The sequence below is a fragment of the Mesorhizobium sp. B2-1-3A genome (genome assembly GCF_006442655.1).
GTDB lineage: Bacteria > Pseudomonadota > Alphaproteobacteria > Rhizobiales > Rhizobiaceae > Mesorhizobium.
Genome location: NZ_VFWK01000001.1, coordinates 332,851 through 347,953, shown reverse-complemented (window position 1 = coordinate 347,953; position 15,103 = coordinate 332,851). Strand labels below are relative to the sequence as shown.

Genomic DNA, 15,103 nt, shown 5'->3' with positions numbered 1-15,103 from the left:
TCGCGGCGGCGGTCTATGTAAAGTCACATGAGCGACACGACTTCACGCCTGAGCGGCTGGATGGACCTTGCCAACCCGACGCGCTTCGTCGCGCTGGTGGACAGGGTCGTGCCGTGGCTGGCGGCGATCGCCACACTCATCCTTGCTGCCGGCGTCTACATGAGCTTCACCGCGCCCGAGGATTTCCAGCAAGGCATCACCGTCCGCATCATGTACATCCACGTGCCTTTCGCCTGGCTCGCCATGATGTGCTACACGCTGATGGCGGTTTCCGCCCTCGGCACGCTGGTCTGGCGCCATCCGCTGGCCGATGTCGCGCTTAAATCGGCGGCACCCATCGGCGCGGTCTTCACGGCACTTGCGCTGATCACCGGTTCGATCTGGGGCAAGCCGATGTGGGGCACCTGGTGGGTGTGGGATGCCCGCCTGACCTCGGTCTTCGTGCTGTTCCTGATGTATCTCGGCATCATCGCGCTGACCCGCGCGCTCGACGATGCCAGCCGCGCAGCCTGGGCCGCCGCCATCATCACGCTGGTCGGCTTTATCAACATCCCGATCATCAAATTCTCGGTCGATTGGTGGAATACGCTGCACCAGCCGGCCTCGGTGTTCCGGATGGACGGCCCGACCATCGATCCCAGCCTGCTCTGGCCGCTGCTGGTCATGGCTATCGGCTTCACGGTGCTGTTCTTCGCGCTGCACTTGATGGCAATGCGTACGGAAATACGCCGCCGCAGGGTCATCGCCATGCGCAGGGTCGCCGCACGGCAGGCGGAACGGCAACCGGCCTAGTTTACCCGTTGCCCGCCGAAAGAGCTCACCCCATCAGCCCGCGTGCCGCCACCGGCAGCGTTTCCAGCACATTCTCGCCGTCGATCAGGTTGACCTGGTTGAACAGATTGGTGACGACACAGCAATGATCGGGCACCACGCGCACGCGATCGCCGATGCGCAGTTTCACGTCACCGGAAAGCGTGACCGTGCCATGCTCTTCGCTAAGCCCGGTCACCCTTGCGTCGGCGGCACCAAGCAACTCGCCAAAATCCTTTAACCCGAGCGTGTCGCTGGACAGCGCCTTGCTGCCCGCATCGAGTATGGCACGCGTCGGCGTCGGGTGGCTGACCACCGTCGACAGCACCGTCAGCGCGCAATCGTCCAAGGTACCGACACCTTTGGCGACCTGATAGCGGTCGAGATAGATGTAAGTGCCGGGCCGATATTCGGTGACGACAGATGTATCGCTGGAGCGCCACATGTCCGGCGTGCCGCCGCTGGAGATGCGTTCGCAGGCGAGACCCGAAGCGGTCAGCGCCTGCCTGGCGTCGGCGAGCCACGCTTCGGCCTCCGCCGCGCGGCCAGCCGCCGGATAGGTCATCAGCCCGCCAAAGGTGAGGCCGCCGGCCTTGTCGATCAGCCTTGCCAGCGCAACCGCCTCATCGGCCGTCTGCACGCCGCAGCGGCCCATGCCGGTGTCGCATTCGACCAGCACCGCGAGACGATGGCCGGCATCGGTGAAAGTGGCGGCCAGTCCTTCCAGCGTTTCCATGCTGTCCGCCGTGACCGACAGGGTGACGCGACCGTGCAGCGCCTTCAGTCGCTCCAGCTTGGCGCGGCCGAGGATGTTGTAGGGAAGAAAAATGTCGGACAGCCCGGCATCGGCCATGACCTCGGCCTCGCCGATCTTCTGGCAGGTGATGCCGACAGCACCCGCCGCTACCTGCTTTTTCGCCCAGTAAGGAAGCTTATGCGTCTTGATATGCGGCCTGAGCTTCAGCCCGTTTCTGTCGGCATGGGCCTGTGCGCGGGCAATGTTGGCTTCGGCGCGCGCCGCGTCGATCAGGATCGACGGCGTATCGAGGTCGTGAACGGTCGGCATAGTCTATCACTCTGTGAGAATTCGCAGGGGTTATGAGCCTGAAAGCGGGCGATGTCACGCTGCCAGCGAACCGGATCGGTGGGCCATCCGCGCCTGGCGCAGCGCCGGGCACGCGCGAGATGGATCGACACCGCATCGGCGTTCGGCTATGCGATTTGCAATGCATGTCGCCCAAAAGTGCCCAGCGGTTTTGGGATGACGACATGCAACAACCTAAAGCGTGTCGACACGAAGGGTTACGATCATGAAACGCTCCGCCATCAATGACATCATCCGCGAAGCCGACGCTTTCATCCGCTCGTTCGGCTACATCATGCCGCCCTTCGCTTATTGGTCGCCCGAGGAGATGAAGACGCGCCAGGTCGACTCCTCCGCCATATTCACCTCGCGGCTCGGCTGGGACATCACCGATTACGGCCAGGAGAAATTCAAGGAACTCGGCCTGTTCCTGTTCACCGTGCGCAATGGCCGCTACGAGGACATGAAGAAGGGCATGGGCATGCTCTATGCCGAGAAGATCATGATCTCGCGCAAGGACCAGCTGTCGCCCATGCACCGCCACAACATCAAGGCCGAGGACATCATCAACCGCGGCGGCGGCAAGCTGGTGCTGGAACTGTTCATGCACGATCGCGACGGCGGTATCGACCCCAAGGCGGAGGTGTCGGTGCCGGTCGACGGAACCATCCACAGGCTGCCAGCGGGCGGCCTCCTGAAGCTCGACCCGGGTCAGAGCGTCACTTTGCTGCCCGGCGTCTGGCACGCCTTCTGGGCCGAGGGCAAGGACGTGCTGATCGGTGAGGTGTCGACCGTCAACGACGATCTGACCGACAACGTGTTCCGCGAGCCGATCGGCCGCTTCTCCAACATCGACGAGGATGTTGCTCCAGTGCATCTGCTGGTGGCCGACTATGAGAAATGGCTGGGCTGAGGGTAGGGCGGCGGCGGTCGCCTATCGGCAGCTTTAATGGCAGCCTGGCGCCAGCAGCGCGCTCGTCCGGCACGGGTATGACCAAGGCTGGTCGTCAGTTTGAGCCACGGCGCTCGATGAAGCCGAGGCTTGAGGTGTGAAGGATAACTTTGCCGAGGCCCGAGGGTAATTGCGGCAGCCTCATCAAAATGGATGGCGACTCTCGTCGACGCCTGTGGTGGCATCCAGCCCAGGTGGAGAGCGGAGACCCGGAGCGACAGGTGGTCCTCCGGTAAGGGGCCAACTCCCTCATTGAGTGGGCCTCTTTGCGCGCTCCGACCGAGGAGAGCAGAGAATGCAGTATCCTGGCGAGTGGAACAAAAGGCTGCCTCGTGCTCAGCCAGAAGATGAGCGTCAGGCGCGGCTCGAGAAAACAGCCAGGCTCAAGCGGCTTCGCTCTTACGCTTCCTGGCTGGCGCCTGACCCACACGCTCAACTTCATGATGAGATAGACTGCTCCGTGCTAATTGAGGAAAACCGGTCAGGTCTGGCCTGATCAACAACAGCGCGTTTCGCGAGCCGATGGGCCGTTTTTCCAATGTCGACGACGACGTCGCTTCGGTACACCTACCGGTGGTCGGCCATGAGACGTGGCGAGGCGAGGGGGGGGCACGCCTGCCGTAGCCTCAATGGCAGCAGCTTGCCGCCGATTGCACGCCCGTCCGGCACAGGCATGACGAGCTGATCGCCACATCCGCCTTGGCCATCGCCACGGCGAGCCTTGCCTGCAGGGCCGGCAGTTCTTCGCTTTCGCCGCGGCGCCTCAAGCATTCGACCAGCCCGTGCAGCGCCCAGACATTGTCCGGATGCTGGGCGCACCGCTGCACCTTGGCGCTCAGGCCGAGATCGTCGCGATAGACCTGCTCGGCCTCTTGCGCATGGCCCTGGTCGAGCAGCAGCGCCGCCAGCGCATGACGCGGCGGGTGCATCCACGCCCATGGCTCGGTGTAGGAAAGGTTGTCGTCCAGCTCGACCGCCTGCCGCAACTGGGCGTAGGCTTCCTCGTGCCGGCCTTGATGGTAGGCGAGCTCGCCATCCAGCAAGGCGGCACCGACGGCCAGCGAGGCGCGGGTCGGGTTGCTGAGGAAACGCCGCTCGGCCGGTATGTTCTCCACATGCCGGTGGAACCGTTCCCGCTCGCGCTCGGCCTCCGTGAATTGCCTGAGCGTCGCATGCGCGACACCCTTGGCGTAGTGCTGCATGGCCGCCGTCAGTACGTAGAGGCCAGGCTCTTCAACCACCGGTTCGTCGATGATCTCCTGCCAGCGACCGAAGCGCACCTGCACATGCGATTTCATCGCATGATAGCCTTCCACTGTCTGCGTGAGCTTGGGCCGGTCCTGGATGGCGACCACGTCTCGTGTCACCAGGCTGCGCACCTTGTCGGCGGCCCACAGGGCCGGCCGGTACTGGCCCAGGAACATGCAGGTGAACATCATCAGATGCAGGTCGTGGCAGCAGCCGAGCAGATAGTAGGTCGGCTCTTCGGCATAGGCGAGATAGAGGTCGTTGGCGCGGACCGCCTTTTCGCTGGCGATCCTAGCCTTCTCATAGTCGCCGCACAGCACATAGATATGTCCCGGCATGTGGTTCATGTGCCCGGCATCGGGGCACATCTCGCCGAGCCGGTCGGCCGAGCGCATGCCGCGTTCCGGCATGGTCGACATTTCCAGGAGATGGATATGCAGGTGCAGGATCGCCGGGTGCTGTGCCGCGCCGGCCTCGTCGGCGAGCCGGATTGACCGCTCGCAAACCTCAAGCGCCTCGACGACATCGGAATTCGGCGCCGGTTCACCGGTCTTGAGGTTCCATAGCCGCCGCACCGTTCGCATCATCAGCGCCTCGACCAGCAGCGCCATCACATCATGGTCGTCGGGAAACTTTTCATAGACCCGCCGCATCGCGGCGGCGTAGGCGTCATCCCATTGTTCGAATTCCTGAGAACTCACCCGGTGCGGCTTCTGAAAGCGGCTGGCAAGCGCCTCGATCAACCGCCGTTCGACCTCGCTGGCGCCAGCCGCATTGGCGCGCGCCAGCTGGACATGCTCGAAGCACCGCTTCGTCGCGCTGTTGGCCTCGGCCTCGCCATGCTCCTTCCAGGTCAGGTTGTAGAAAGGCCCAGCCGCATAGGCGATGCCCCAATGAACCATGGGACAATCAGGGTCAGTCTCCAGCGCCTTCTCGAAGCACTTGACGCCTTCCTCATGGTTGAAGCCGTAGCACCAGTTGAGGCCGATATCGAACCAGCGCTGGGTCTCGGTGGAGCGGGTGGAGATGGGGCGGCGATAGGTGCCGAGGTCGAAGCGGTCCATGCGTTCCATTCAAAGTCTTGTCGGCCGCGAGCCAAGCTAGGGTCGGGCCAGATTCCTTGGCCATCAATGTGTGCCGAAATCTCCAGCCATGGCAAACGCCATGAGCCGCACCGCCGGCACACCAGCCGCCTTAATTGGTTCCTTCGTTTTGCCAGCCGGCCAGCTCGGGCAGGTCGTCAAGCCAACTTTTCTCACTCATCAAGGCATCGCTGGCCTGTGGTGCAGCCTCCGTGGCGTTTTGAATGAGCCAGTCCATCCACTTCCGATAGGCAACCGCATCCAGTTGGGGCGGCAGCACCTTGGCCTTCAGCAGCATCCGCTTGCGGAAGCTGGTCTGCCGGCGGAGTTTGGTCGTCGTGAACTTGATGACCTTGCCTTGATAGTCAACCGTCCAACGGTCGCCTCCAAGACTGACCAGGCTGTCGATGGTAAAACCGGCATCGACCGGTCTATCCCGCCAGGGAAGCTCGATGGCGTTCTTTCTCAGATCAAGAGCCCATCGCCTGTAGTCGGCACCGGCACGCTGCGGCGGCAGCACACCGGCCTGTTCGAGCATCTTCCTTCGGAAGGTAGGCTGCTTCTTCAACTGGCCGGTCGTGAACTCGACACGGTGCCCACGAAACTCGACATGCCACCGAATCCTTCCGTTGCCGACATACTTCACCAGCCTGTCGATGACGAATTCGCCATCGGCAAGCATCACGCAGCCTTGGCTGATGCTTTCAAGAATGAACTGGCTATCGGTGGACACCACGCCGCCTCTTGCACAAAGTTTCTACGCAACTTAGCCATTGGAGCGCCAGCGGCCATCGATCTTTTTTGCCTTGCAAATCGCACTGCCTCAAGCCGCTCAAAGTGACACACCGTGCCTGTTCTCGGGGGGCGGGAAGCTTGATTCAGGTTCAGCGCATCGCCCAGCCGCGCTTGCTGTCGGCTGCCTCAGGCCTTCCATCCTGACACGAATGTGCAAACCGTCGTGTTACCGTCCGATGGTGTCATGTCATCGATCGGATGGCCATCGAATCAAATGGGAGAGTTCGCCACGTCCGGGATCAACCGCCGCGCCTTGCTTTTCCATTCCGGCAGCGCAGCCGTCGCCTCGACGGTTGCGGCAACAGCACGGGGCACAGAGGCGCCGGGCCGAGACCAGGAACCGTCCGATAGACTGCGAGAGCTGATTGAGGCGCACAGGACGGCATATGCGGCGTTCGGCAAGGCGCTGCACGGCATAGGCGGCGACTCCGACAGAGCCAGCCGGGAAGAGGAGAGGGCGCTGCTCGCCATCTGTGGCTATGCTGCGGTCGAGGAAGGCGATCGCCTGGCCAAGGCCCGGTATCTTTTGGATATCGAGGCGCGCGGCGAACTCGACCTCCCGGAGCATATGCAGGCCGTTCTTCGATCGACGATGTGGAAGGGATGAGGCGACCGGCACGCAACCGCAACAATGTCATCGCGCTGATGTGCGCGGCGGTTGTGGACTGTATATTCATGTCGCGGCAGCAGCCTCGCCGCCCGAAGCGAAGCTTCTAGCCGGCAGGTCTGCAGCCTGCCTACACCGGCTTGGCGTATTGCTCGGCGTTCCAAACGGGTGGCCCGGGATGGTCTGAATCAGGACATTGAATCTTGCGTAAATGGCTGATTTCACACGAAAAACAAAGAGTGGCTGGGGAACCTGGATTCGAACCAGGACTAATAAGTGGGATAACCACTGGACGCCGCCGATGCTCGCTTTCAAGGATCTGTGGTTTTCCTCGCCGAAGTTGATGGCCTGACGACTATGCGCCAGAGGTCGACGAGTAATGCAAAAGGCCCGCCACCGTGAGGCAGCGGGCTGCCACCGCGAAATTTTAGGGCACCAGGAACCCGCTGCAGATCGCTGCGTTGTCGGACATGGTCAAGAACATAGCCTTTGCTGCCTTCCTCGTCCAAATCGCCGTAGTGTCGGGTCTCATTACTCAGACGCTGCTTTTTGCTTCCTCGCCCACCCAGGCAGCAAGCCCGCAACAACTGGTAGTGACACCCGTTGCCCCAGTCGCCACTGATGAGGAATGCTCCAAGGCGACTTGGCCGGACATCCCCGAGCATTGTCTCGTGAGGGTTGATGCACGAAAGCAAGTCACAGTGCTCGTTCAGTCGACTGCCAAATAAGAAAGGTCCCCCACCGAAGCAGCGGGCCAAACCTTGGTTAGGAACGGTATTCAGAGCCCCTTGGCTGCTCGATAGTGGTCAAGCCAGTCCGCTGCTCGGAAGCTGAACGCGACATGGAGGGTCGGTAGGTCTATTCGGTTTACGCTAAGTACTTGAAATTGTTTGGCTGGGGAACCTGGATTCGAACCAGGACTAACGGAGTCAGAGTCCGTGGGTCTACCGTTAACCTATTCCCCAGCAGGCGTGGTCATGAACCGCGCGGGCCGAACGGCTTAGCCGCTTGAGCGCTGCCTTGTAGCCGCCAGCGGAAAATAGTCAAGCCTGCTTTGCGCTTCAATTTCGGCATTGGCACAAGTTTGCGCTGCCCCTCATCAGCCTGCCGGCGTTCGTCGTTCGAAAGCCTAGCAGTTGGCTTTCCGTCCGCTGTGCCGACCACGTCTCAACTCCCCGTGAACGGGGCTACGTCTTCTGGCCGTGCGTCAACTCTCCGTCCGGCTGAACTGCGAGCGCTCGAAGAACAGCACAATGCCCAGGCCCAGAAACAGCGGGATGATGAGATAAAACAGCCGGAATACCAGCAGCGCCGCCAGCACGCCGACCGGGTCCATGTCCGAAAGCCCGGCCAGGAACACCACCTCGAACACGCCCAGCCCGCCCGGCGCGTGCGAGATCTGGGCGACCGAGAAGGAGACGAGGAAGACGCCGAGCACGACGAAATAGCCGGGATTGTGGGCCTCGGGCAGGGCGAAGAAGATGATGGCGGCCGCGGCAAGCAATTCAATCGGGCCGATCAGCAATTGCCTGGCGACGATCGGCAGCGCTGGGTAGTGCAACTGGAAGCTGGCGATCTTCAGCGGGCGCAGGTGCAGCCAACTGCCGAATATGTAGGCGGCGACCAGAAGCAGCATGGCGATGCCAGCCGCTTCCGACAGGCCGTGATGGGCGATGCCCGAAAAGCGGTCGATGATCTGAGGTTCGAACACCAGCACGAGGCCGGAGGCCAGAATCGTCGACAGCACGAAGGTGATCCAGCAGATCGCCACCAGCACGCCGACATCCTGGCCGGTCAGGCCCCTTGTGCCATAGGCGCGGTAGCGGATGACGGCGCCGGAGAACACCGAGCCGCCGATATTGTGCGACAGCGCGTAGGTGGTGAAGGAGCATAGCGTCACGAACAGCCACGACACCCGTTTGCCGATATGCAGCAGCGCGATGTGGTCGTAGCCGGCGAGCGCGGCATAGGCGATGACCGAACTCAGCGCTGCCAGGATCCAGCCGCGGGTTGGAATGGCGGCGAGCCCGTCCCAGACATCGTCGAGCGAAATGCCGCGCAGTTCGTGCCAGAGCAGTAGCAGCGAGAAGATCACCGCGGCGATGCCGACGACCGGCCAGAAATAACGTCTCCAGTTCATTGCCTGACTGCCATGCGCTGCGTGTCCGCTTCCTTTTCGCTTGGTGGTGGAAGGCCGGTTGCCCGGCGACTTCCGTACATTTCAGAAATGCCTCATTGAAGCCGGCTATTCAACCGCGAACACTTGTCGCGCCGCAGCCGGCAAAGATTCGCCCGCGGCGAAGATGGCGCGAAGGCGCCGGCATGCGGTGACAACATCGGCTTTGACAGGAGATTGTCTTCGCCGGCATCGCGTGCCAACCGCGGCCTCGCGGGCACATTTGGCGGCGGAGCGAAAGGCGGTTCGCGTCCAGCCGGCAAAATTCGGCGTGCGGCTCTTGGTGATCGGGCACGGCACTGTTAGTCTGGCGGCAACTTGAAACATGCCAAAGCGCCTGCTGCGTCCGTCACCGGTTCGCGCGGCGCCGGAAGGAACGACAGTGGAAGACCGCGACACCGGCGCAGGTGCGTCGGAGGTGGGCGCGTCCAGCGCTTCCCCAGGGCCATCGGGCTCGGGGACAGCCGGTTGGCAGCAACGCCGCCCGACGGAGCCGCGCTCCGCCGACGGGCAGACGGGCGATGCGACCCATCACCAGAAGGGCAAACCCAAGAAGCGGCGCAAGCGAAGGCGCGGGCGCAAGGTTTTCGCGCGCGACGAAGCGCAGGACAATCGATCGCCGGTGCCAGGCAAGGCTGCCGCTTCGGCCGTGGAGTCGAGGCAGCAGCCGGCCGGCCCAGCGATCTCGCCCGTTCTCCAAGCACCGCGCCACGAGCAGGGCACTCGCCGGCCGCCGCTGCACGAGCTTCCCGTATTCGCCGCCCTCGACCTCGGCACCAACAATTGCCGGCTGCTGGTCGCTGTTCCCACGCGGCATGGCCAGTTCCGCGTCATCGATGCCTTCTCGCGCATTGTCAGGCTGGGCGAGGGGCTCACCGCCAATGGCCGGCTCGGCAAGCCGGCGATGGACCGCGCCGTCGAGGCGCTGAAGGTCTGCGGCGACAAATTGCGCAGCCGCAAGATCAGGAAGGCCAGGCTGATCGCCACGGAAGCCTGCCGCTCGGCCGAGAACGGCGTCGAGTTTCTTGAACGCGTCGAGCGCGAGGCCGGGTTGAAGCTCGAGATCATCGACCGCCAGACCGAAGCGCGGTTGGCGGTTTCCGGCTGCGGCTCGCTGGTCGAGCGTGACACGCAGGGCGTCGTCCTGTTCGACATCGGCGGCGGCTCTTCCGAAATCGCGCTGATCGATCTCACCGGCCGCCGTTCCCCACGTCTGGCCAACCACATCGTCTCGTGGACGTCGCTGCCGGTCGGCGTCGTCTCCCTGGCGGAGCGCTTTGGCGGCCGCACCGTGACGCGCGAAATCTTCACCGCCATGGTCGACGACGTCGCCGGCCGGCTGGCCACTTTCGATGGCCGCGACCGGCTGAGCCATCTCAAGGCCAGCCCCAACTTCCACCTGCTCGGCACCTCTGGCACGGTCACGACGCTGGCCGGTGTTCACCTCGATCTCGAGCGTTACGACCGGCGTCGGGTCGACGGGTTGTGGATGGACCGAGACAGCGTCGACCGCATGGTGGAGAGACTGGTGGGCTGGGATTTCCAGCAACGCTGCGCCAACCCTTGTATCGGTGCGGACCGCGCCGATCTGGTGCTGGCCGGCTGTGCTATCCTGGAGGCGATACGCGCCGTCTGGCCGTCGGAACGGCTGCGCGTCGCCGACCGTGGCCTGCGCGAAGGTATATTGAGCGAGCTGATGGCCGATGACGGCGTCTGGCGCAACGATGGGCGTGGTGGCCGGCAATGACCAAGAAACCGGAAAACCCAGGGTCCGCCGGCATTCGTGTGCTGAGGACGCGGATCAAGAAAAAGAGCGGCCTGAAGGAATCGTCGCGCCGCTGGCTGCAGCGCCACATCAACGATCCCTATGTCCAGCGGTCGAAGGCCGACGGCTACCGCTCGCGCGCCGCCTACAAGCTGATCGAAATCGACGACAAGCACCATCTCCTGAAGCCCGGCATGAAGGTGATCGATCTCGGCGCTGCCCCCGGCGGCTGGTGCCAGGTCGCGGCCGCGCGCACGAAGTCGACGGCGGAAAATCCGCATGTCGTCGGCATCGACTACCTGGAGATGGATGCCGTGCCCGGCGCGCCGGTGCTGTTGATGGATTTTCTCGATCCGGATGCGCCGCGCAAGCTGTCCGAGGCGCTGGGCGGCGATCCCGATGTCGTGCTGTCCGATATGGCCGCGCCCACCACCGGCCACAAGCGGACCGACCACATCCGCACCATGCATCTTTGCGAGGTGGCGGCCGATTTTGCGCTGTCCGTGCTGAAGCCGGGCGGGCATTTCCTGGCCAAGACCTTCCAGGGCGGCGCTGAAAACGAGCTGCTTTCGATGCTCAAGAAGAATTTCCGCTCCGTGCATCACGTGAAGCCGCCGGCCTCGCGTGATGAATCGGTCGAACTTTATCTGCTGGCGAAAGACTTCAAGGGGCGAGAGCCACCAGTGACTTCGTCATCCTAGGTCTTCGCGACGCTTTGCGTCGCTTCGCCCTAGGATGATGAAGTGAGGCGGGGCGCTCGGCGCCGCTCATTCCCCAGGCGATCTCACCGGTTCCAGCGTCTTGGGCGTTGTCAGCCGGCCATGGCCGGAGACGGCGTTGCCCGCATCGGGCGCCAGCCGCATGAACGACAGCGATGCCGTCGCGGACACCGCCGCCACGATGAAGAAGGCGATATGGAAATCGCCCAGCGTCAGCGGGCCGCCATGGATCGAGGTCGAGACCTCCAGAATGCCGCCGGCGAGCGCCACGCCGAGCGCGATCGACAGCTGCTGGAACACCGCCGTGATCGGAGTTGCCTTGCTGGTGTCCTCGGCCGACACCTCGGCATAGGAGAGCGCGTTGACGCCGGTGAAGAACATCGAGCGGATGAAGCCGCCAACCAGCAATATGGCCAGCATCAGCACGTAAGGCGTTTCGGGGGTGAAGAGGCCGTAGATGGCGATCGATGCGGCGGCGACCAGTGAGCCGACGATGAGCACGCGGCGGAAGCCCGCAACGCGAAAAATCAGCGCGGTGACGAATTTCATGCCGATGGCACCAATCGCCGAGACGAAGGTGATCATGCCGGATTGGAACGGCGTCAGCCCGAAGCCGATCTGGAACATCAGCGGCAGCAGGAACGGCACCGCCCCGATGCCGATGCGGAACAGCGAGCCGCCAAGCACCGACGAGCGGAACACCTGGTTGCGGAACAGTTCGAGTGCCAGCAGTGGATTCCTGGCGTGGCGCGCGTGCATCAGGTAAAGCGCGCCAGACAGCAGCCCGACGGTCACGGTGATGAAGCCGGTCGCCGGCGGCAGATAGGGCAGGCTGACCACCGACAGGCCGAACACCACACCGGAGGCAGCCACCCCGCTCAGCACGAAGCCGACGAAATCGAGCGGCGGCGTCTCCATCGATTCGGTCTCCGGCAGGAAGCGTGTGGCCAGCCAGATGCCGATCAGGCCGATCGGCACATTGATCAGAAAAATCCAGTGCCAGGTGAAGTAGGTGGTGATGAAGCCACCGATCGGTGGACCGACCAGCGGTCCGACCAATGCCGGAACTGTCAGCCAGGACATGGCGGCGACCAGGTCGCTCTTGGGCGTGGCCCGCACCAGCACCAGGCGCCCGACCGGCGTCATCATGGCGCCGCCGATGCCTTGCAGGAAGCGCGACACCACGAAGGCCGGCAGCGAACCTGACAAGGCGCAGGCGACCGAACCGACGATAAACACCGCGATCGCGGCGCGAAAAATATTCTTGGCGCCGAAACGGTCGGCCATCCAGCCGCTGATCGGAATGAAGATGGCCAGCGACACCAGATAGGCCGTCAGCGCCAGCTTAAGGGCAATAGGGCTGGTATGGATGTCGATGGCGATCGCCGGCAACGATGTCGCGATGACGGTCGAATCCATGTTCTCCATGAAAAGTGCGACCGCCAGGATGAGCGGAATGGTGCGATTCACGAGCGTGACCGTTTCAAATTTTCTTTTCGGCCCAATTCTCGTTAAGAAAGAAAAGGGAGGGAGCCGACACAGGGGCGCGGTTATCACGGCTGGACACCAATGTCGTGTTAATTTGCTGTCACTTTTGTGCGACCGCAACCAGTGGTGGCCCCAGGTCACGCGATAACGCTGTTGTGCGATGCAACGATCGGCTTTTCATCCGCGCCGCGACGTGTTACCAGCCAGCGCCAATCCTGAAAGGGAAGAACGAGTCGGCGCTGTCCATCCCGGTCCAGCGCTTTTTCCGCATTCTAAAGGGCTGGCCATGGCAAAAATCATCGAAACGTCCACCGGCGCACTGGCGCTGACCTTTGACGACGTGCTTTTGCAGCCGGGTCATTCCGAGGTCATGCCCGGCGAAACCGATGTCCGCACCCGCATTGCCGGCGACATCGACCTCAACGTGCCGATCCTCTCCGCCGCGATGGATACCGTCACCGAGGCGCGTCTTGCCATCGCCATGGCCCAGGCCGGCGGCATCGGCGTCATCCACCGCAATTTCTCGCCGGCCGAACAGGCCGAACAGGTGCGGCAGGTGAAGAAATTCGAATCGGGCATGGTGGTCAACCCGGTCACCATTGGCCCCGACGCCACGCTGGCCGACGCGCTGTCCCTGATGCGCACCTATTCGATCTCGGGCATTCCGGTGGTCGAGAACGGCGGCACCGGCGGCCACAAGACCGGCCGGCTGGTCGGCATCCTGACCAATCGCGACGTGCGCTTCGCCTCCGATCCGGCGCAGAAGGTCTACGAATTGATGACCCGTGAGAACCTGATCACGGTCAAGGAGAATGTCGACCAGGACGAGGCCAAGCGGCTCCTGCATCAGCACCGCATCGAAAAGCTCGTCGTCGTCGACAAGAAGGGCAACTGCGTTGGCCTGATCACCGTCAAGGACATCGAGAAGTCGCAGCTCAACCCGCACGCCACCAAGGATGCGCAGGGACGCCTGCGCGCGGCTGCCGCCACCAGCGTTGGCGACGACGGCTTCGAGCGTGCCGAGCGCCTGATCGAGGCCGGCGTCGACCTTTTGGTCATCGATACCGCGCACGGCCACTCGCAGCGCGTGCTGGACGCGGTGACGCGTGCCAAGAAGCTCTCCAATTCGGTTCGCATCCTGGCCGGCAACGTCGCCACCGCCGAAGGCACGCAGGCGCTGATCGACGCCGGCGCCGACGCCGTCAAGGTTGGCATCGGCCCGGGCTCCATCTGCACCACCCGCATTGTTGCCGGCGTCGGCGTGCCGCAACTTTCAGCCATCATGTCGGCCGTCGAGACGGCGCACAAATCAGGTGTGTCGGTGATTGCCGATGGCGGCATCAAATATTCCGGCGACCTTGCCAAGGCGCTCGCCGCGGGCGCCAGCGCCGCCATGATCGGTTCGCTGCTGGCCGGTACCGACGAAAGCCCGGGCGAGGTCTATCTGCACCAGGGCCGCTCCTTCAAGGCCTATCGCGGCATGGGTTCGGTCGGCGCCATGGCGCGCGGCTCGGCCGATCGCTACTTCCAGGCCGAGGTCCGCGACACGCTGAAACTGGTGCCGGAAGGCATTGAAGGCCAGGTCCCTTACAAAGGACCTGTGTCTGGCGTGCTGCATCAGCTTGCAGGCGGGCTAAAAGCCGCTATGGGTTATGTTGGTGGCCGCGACCTTGCCGATTTCCGCGAGCGCGCCACCTTTGTGCGCATATCCAACGCCGGACTTCGTGAAAGCCACGCCCATGACGTCACGATTACCCGCGAAAGCCCGAACTATCCCGGCGGAGCCTGAGCAATACGGGCTCGGGCGAAGCCTGACAGCGACGATCCTGCGGCTGTCTCGTCACGCGGCAGCGCTTTGTTTCCTGTCGGCGTCGGTTTTCATCGCCATGACGCTGATGGAATTCTTCTATTTCCGTCAGTTGAGCGGCGGGCTGCCGTCGCTAGACATGCGTTATTTCGGCTTCACGCCCGACGAAGGCATGGCCTGGCTGACGGCGCTCGGCCGGCGCGGCGGCGAGATCATTCTCGTCTGGCACTACCTCACCTTCGATCTCCTGTTCCCGGCGCTGCTGTCGCTGACCTTGGTGAGTCTGATCCTGGCCTCCGGCCGGCGCCTGAAGAATTTCCGCGTGCTACCGCCGCAGGTGCAGTCGATCTTCGCGCTGGTGCTGGTGCTGCCCTATACGCTTGCCGACTATGCCCAGAATATCGCCGTGGCCCGCCTTCTGTCCGATTTCCTGTCGGCCAACCCGGATTCGCTGTCTTTCGCTTCGTCGCTGATCGTCACCAAATTCGCGCTTCTTGCCATACCGGTGGTCGTCATCGCCGCTTTCTGGCTTATGGGCCAGAGACCCCAGGCTTGATGCTGGACAGGGCA

At 63.2% G+C, this 15,103-nt stretch carries 12 protein-coding genes and 1 tRNA gene; 7 read left to right on the top strand and 6 right to left on the bottom strand.

The features are described 5' to 3' along the window. The first annotated feature begins 27 nt into the window (after positions 1–27). Complete coding sequence (locus FJ977_RS01820) at positions 28–792, top strand: heme ABC transporter permease (RefSeq protein WP_140768016.1); 765 nt, start codon at positions 28–30, stop codon at positions 790–792. A 25-nt stretch (positions 793–817) separates the two neighbouring features. Here FJ977_RS01820 and FJ977_RS01815 read toward each other — a convergent pair whose 3' ends face one another. Then, positions 818–1,876 (bottom strand): D-TA family PLP-dependent enzyme, encoded by a 1,059-nt coding sequence (locus FJ977_RS01815; protein ID WP_140768014.1) that lies wholly within the window; start codon positions 1,874–1,876, stop codon positions 818–820. Between the two features lie 244 nt (positions 1,877–2,120). On the opposite strand from FJ977_RS01815, the gene FJ977_RS01810 reads away from it, so the two are divergent. After that, entirely contained in the window at positions 2,121–2,807 is a 687-nt protein-coding gene (locus tag FJ977_RS01810; protein WP_140768012.1) for a D-lyxose/D-mannose family sugar isomerase, read from the top strand. Positions 2,808–3,472: 665 nt separating this feature from the next. On the opposite strand, the gene FJ977_RS01800 is transcribed toward FJ977_RS01810, so the two are convergent. After that, entirely contained in the window at positions 3,473–5,158 is a 1,686-nt protein-coding gene (locus FJ977_RS01800) for a hypothetical protein (RefSeq protein WP_140769663.1), read from the bottom strand. Between the two features lie 130 nt (positions 5,159–5,288). Then, a complete protein-coding gene (locus FJ977_RS01795) occupies positions 5,289–5,909 on the bottom strand; it encodes a hypothetical protein (protein ID WP_140768008.1) in 621 nt (206 codons plus the stop codon). 246 nt (positions 5,910–6,155) lie between these two features. Here FJ977_RS01795 and FJ977_RS01790 point away from each other — a divergent pair, with 246 nt between their 5' ends. After that, on the top strand, positions 6,156–6,578 hold the full coding sequence (locus FJ977_RS01790; RefSeq protein WP_246682797.1) for a hypothetical protein: 423 nt from the start codon (positions 6,156–6,158) through the stop codon (positions 6,576–6,578). An 891-nt stretch (positions 6,579–7,469) separates the two neighbouring features. Here the strand turns inward: FJ977_RS01790 and FJ977_RS01780 are convergent. Together FJ977_RS01780 and FJ977_RS01775 are read right to left on the bottom strand one after the other, a co-directional pair. Continuing rightward, a tRNA-Gln gene (locus FJ977_RS01780) sits at positions 7,470–7,543 on the bottom strand. Between the two features lie 242 nt (positions 7,544–7,785). Beyond that, on the bottom strand, positions 7,786–8,718 hold the full coding sequence (locus FJ977_RS01775; RefSeq protein WP_140768005.1) for a lysylphosphatidylglycerol synthase domain-containing protein: 933 nt from the start codon (positions 8,716–8,718) through the stop codon (positions 7,786–7,788). Between the two features lie 418 nt (positions 8,719–9,136). On the opposite strand from FJ977_RS01775, the gene FJ977_RS01770 reads away from it, so the two are divergent. Then, positions 9,137–10,501 (top strand): Ppx/GppA phosphatase family protein, encoded by a 1,365-nt coding sequence (locus FJ977_RS01770; RefSeq protein WP_140769659.1) that lies wholly within the window; start codon positions 9,137–9,139, stop codon positions 10,499–10,501. Beyond that, positions 10,498–11,220: an RlmE family RNA methyltransferase gene (locus tag FJ977_RS01765; protein ID WP_140768003.1), complete on the top strand. Its 723-nt coding sequence runs from the start codon at positions 10,498–10,500 to the stop codon at positions 11,218–11,220. Before FJ977_RS01770 ends, FJ977_RS01765 begins: the two co-directional genes overlap by 4 nt. Before the next feature lie 66 nt (positions 11,221–11,286). Here the strand turns inward: FJ977_RS01765 and FJ977_RS01760 are convergent, their stop codons facing one another. Then, the gene (locus FJ977_RS01760; protein WP_140768001.1) at positions 11,287–12,708 is read right to left on the bottom strand and encodes an MFS transporter; all 1,422 of its coding nucleotides are present in this window, start codon (positions 12,706–12,708) and stop codon (positions 11,287–11,289) included. Between the two features lie 304 nt (positions 12,709–13,012). Here FJ977_RS01760 and guaB point away from each other — a divergent pair, with 304 nt between their 5' ends. Both guaB and FJ977_RS01750 read left to right on the top strand, forming a co-directional pair. Beyond that, complete coding sequence (gene guaB / locus FJ977_RS01755; protein WP_056562604.1) at positions 13,013–14,515, top strand: IMP dehydrogenase; 1,503 nt, start codon at positions 13,013–13,015, stop codon at positions 14,513–14,515. Further along, complete coding sequence (locus tag FJ977_RS01750) at positions 14,466–15,089, top strand: hypothetical protein (RefSeq protein WP_140767999.1); 624 nt, start codon at positions 14,466–14,468, stop codon at positions 15,087–15,089. The genes guaB and FJ977_RS01750 overlap by 50 nt, the downstream gene beginning before the upstream one ends. Positions 15,090–15,103: the final 14 nt, after the last annotated feature.

What these genes read in the sequence shown, in the direction of transcription:
- FJ977_RS01820 (WP_140768016.1), top strand. Translation starts at nt 28, where the DNA reads ATGAGCGACACGACTTCACGCCTGAGCGGCTGGATGGACCTTGCCAAC.
- FJ977_RS01815 (WP_140768014.1), bottom strand. Translation starts at nt 1,876, where the DNA reads ATGCCGACCGTTCACGACCTCGATACGCCGTCGATCCTGATCGACGCG.
- FJ977_RS01810 (WP_140768012.1), top strand. Translation starts at nt 2,121, where the DNA reads ATGAAACGCTCCGCCATCAATGACATCATCCGCGAAGCCGACGCTTTC.
- FJ977_RS01800 (WP_140769663.1), bottom strand. Translation starts at nt 5,158, where the DNA reads ATGGACCGCTTCGACCTCGGCACCTATCGCCGCCCCATCTCCACCCGC.
- FJ977_RS01790 (WP_246682797.1), top strand. Translation starts at nt 6,156, where the DNA reads ATGTCATCGATCGGATGGCCATCGAATCAAATGGGAGAGTTCGCCACG.
- FJ977_RS01775 (WP_140768005.1), bottom strand. Translation starts at nt 8,718, where the DNA reads ATGAACTGGAGACGTTATTTCTGGCCGGTCGTCGGCATCGCCGCGGTG.
- FJ977_RS01765 (WP_140768003.1), top strand. Translation starts at nt 10,498, where the DNA reads ATGACCAAGAAACCGGAAAACCCAGGGTCCGCCGGCATTCGTGTGCTG.
- guaB (WP_056562604.1), top strand. Translation starts at nt 13,013, where the DNA reads ATGGCAAAAATCATCGAAACGTCCACCGGCGCACTGGCGCTGACCTTT.
- FJ977_RS01750 (WP_140767999.1), top strand. Translation starts at nt 14,466, where the DNA reads ATGACGTCACGATTACCCGCGAAAGCCCGAACTATCCCGGCGGAGCCT.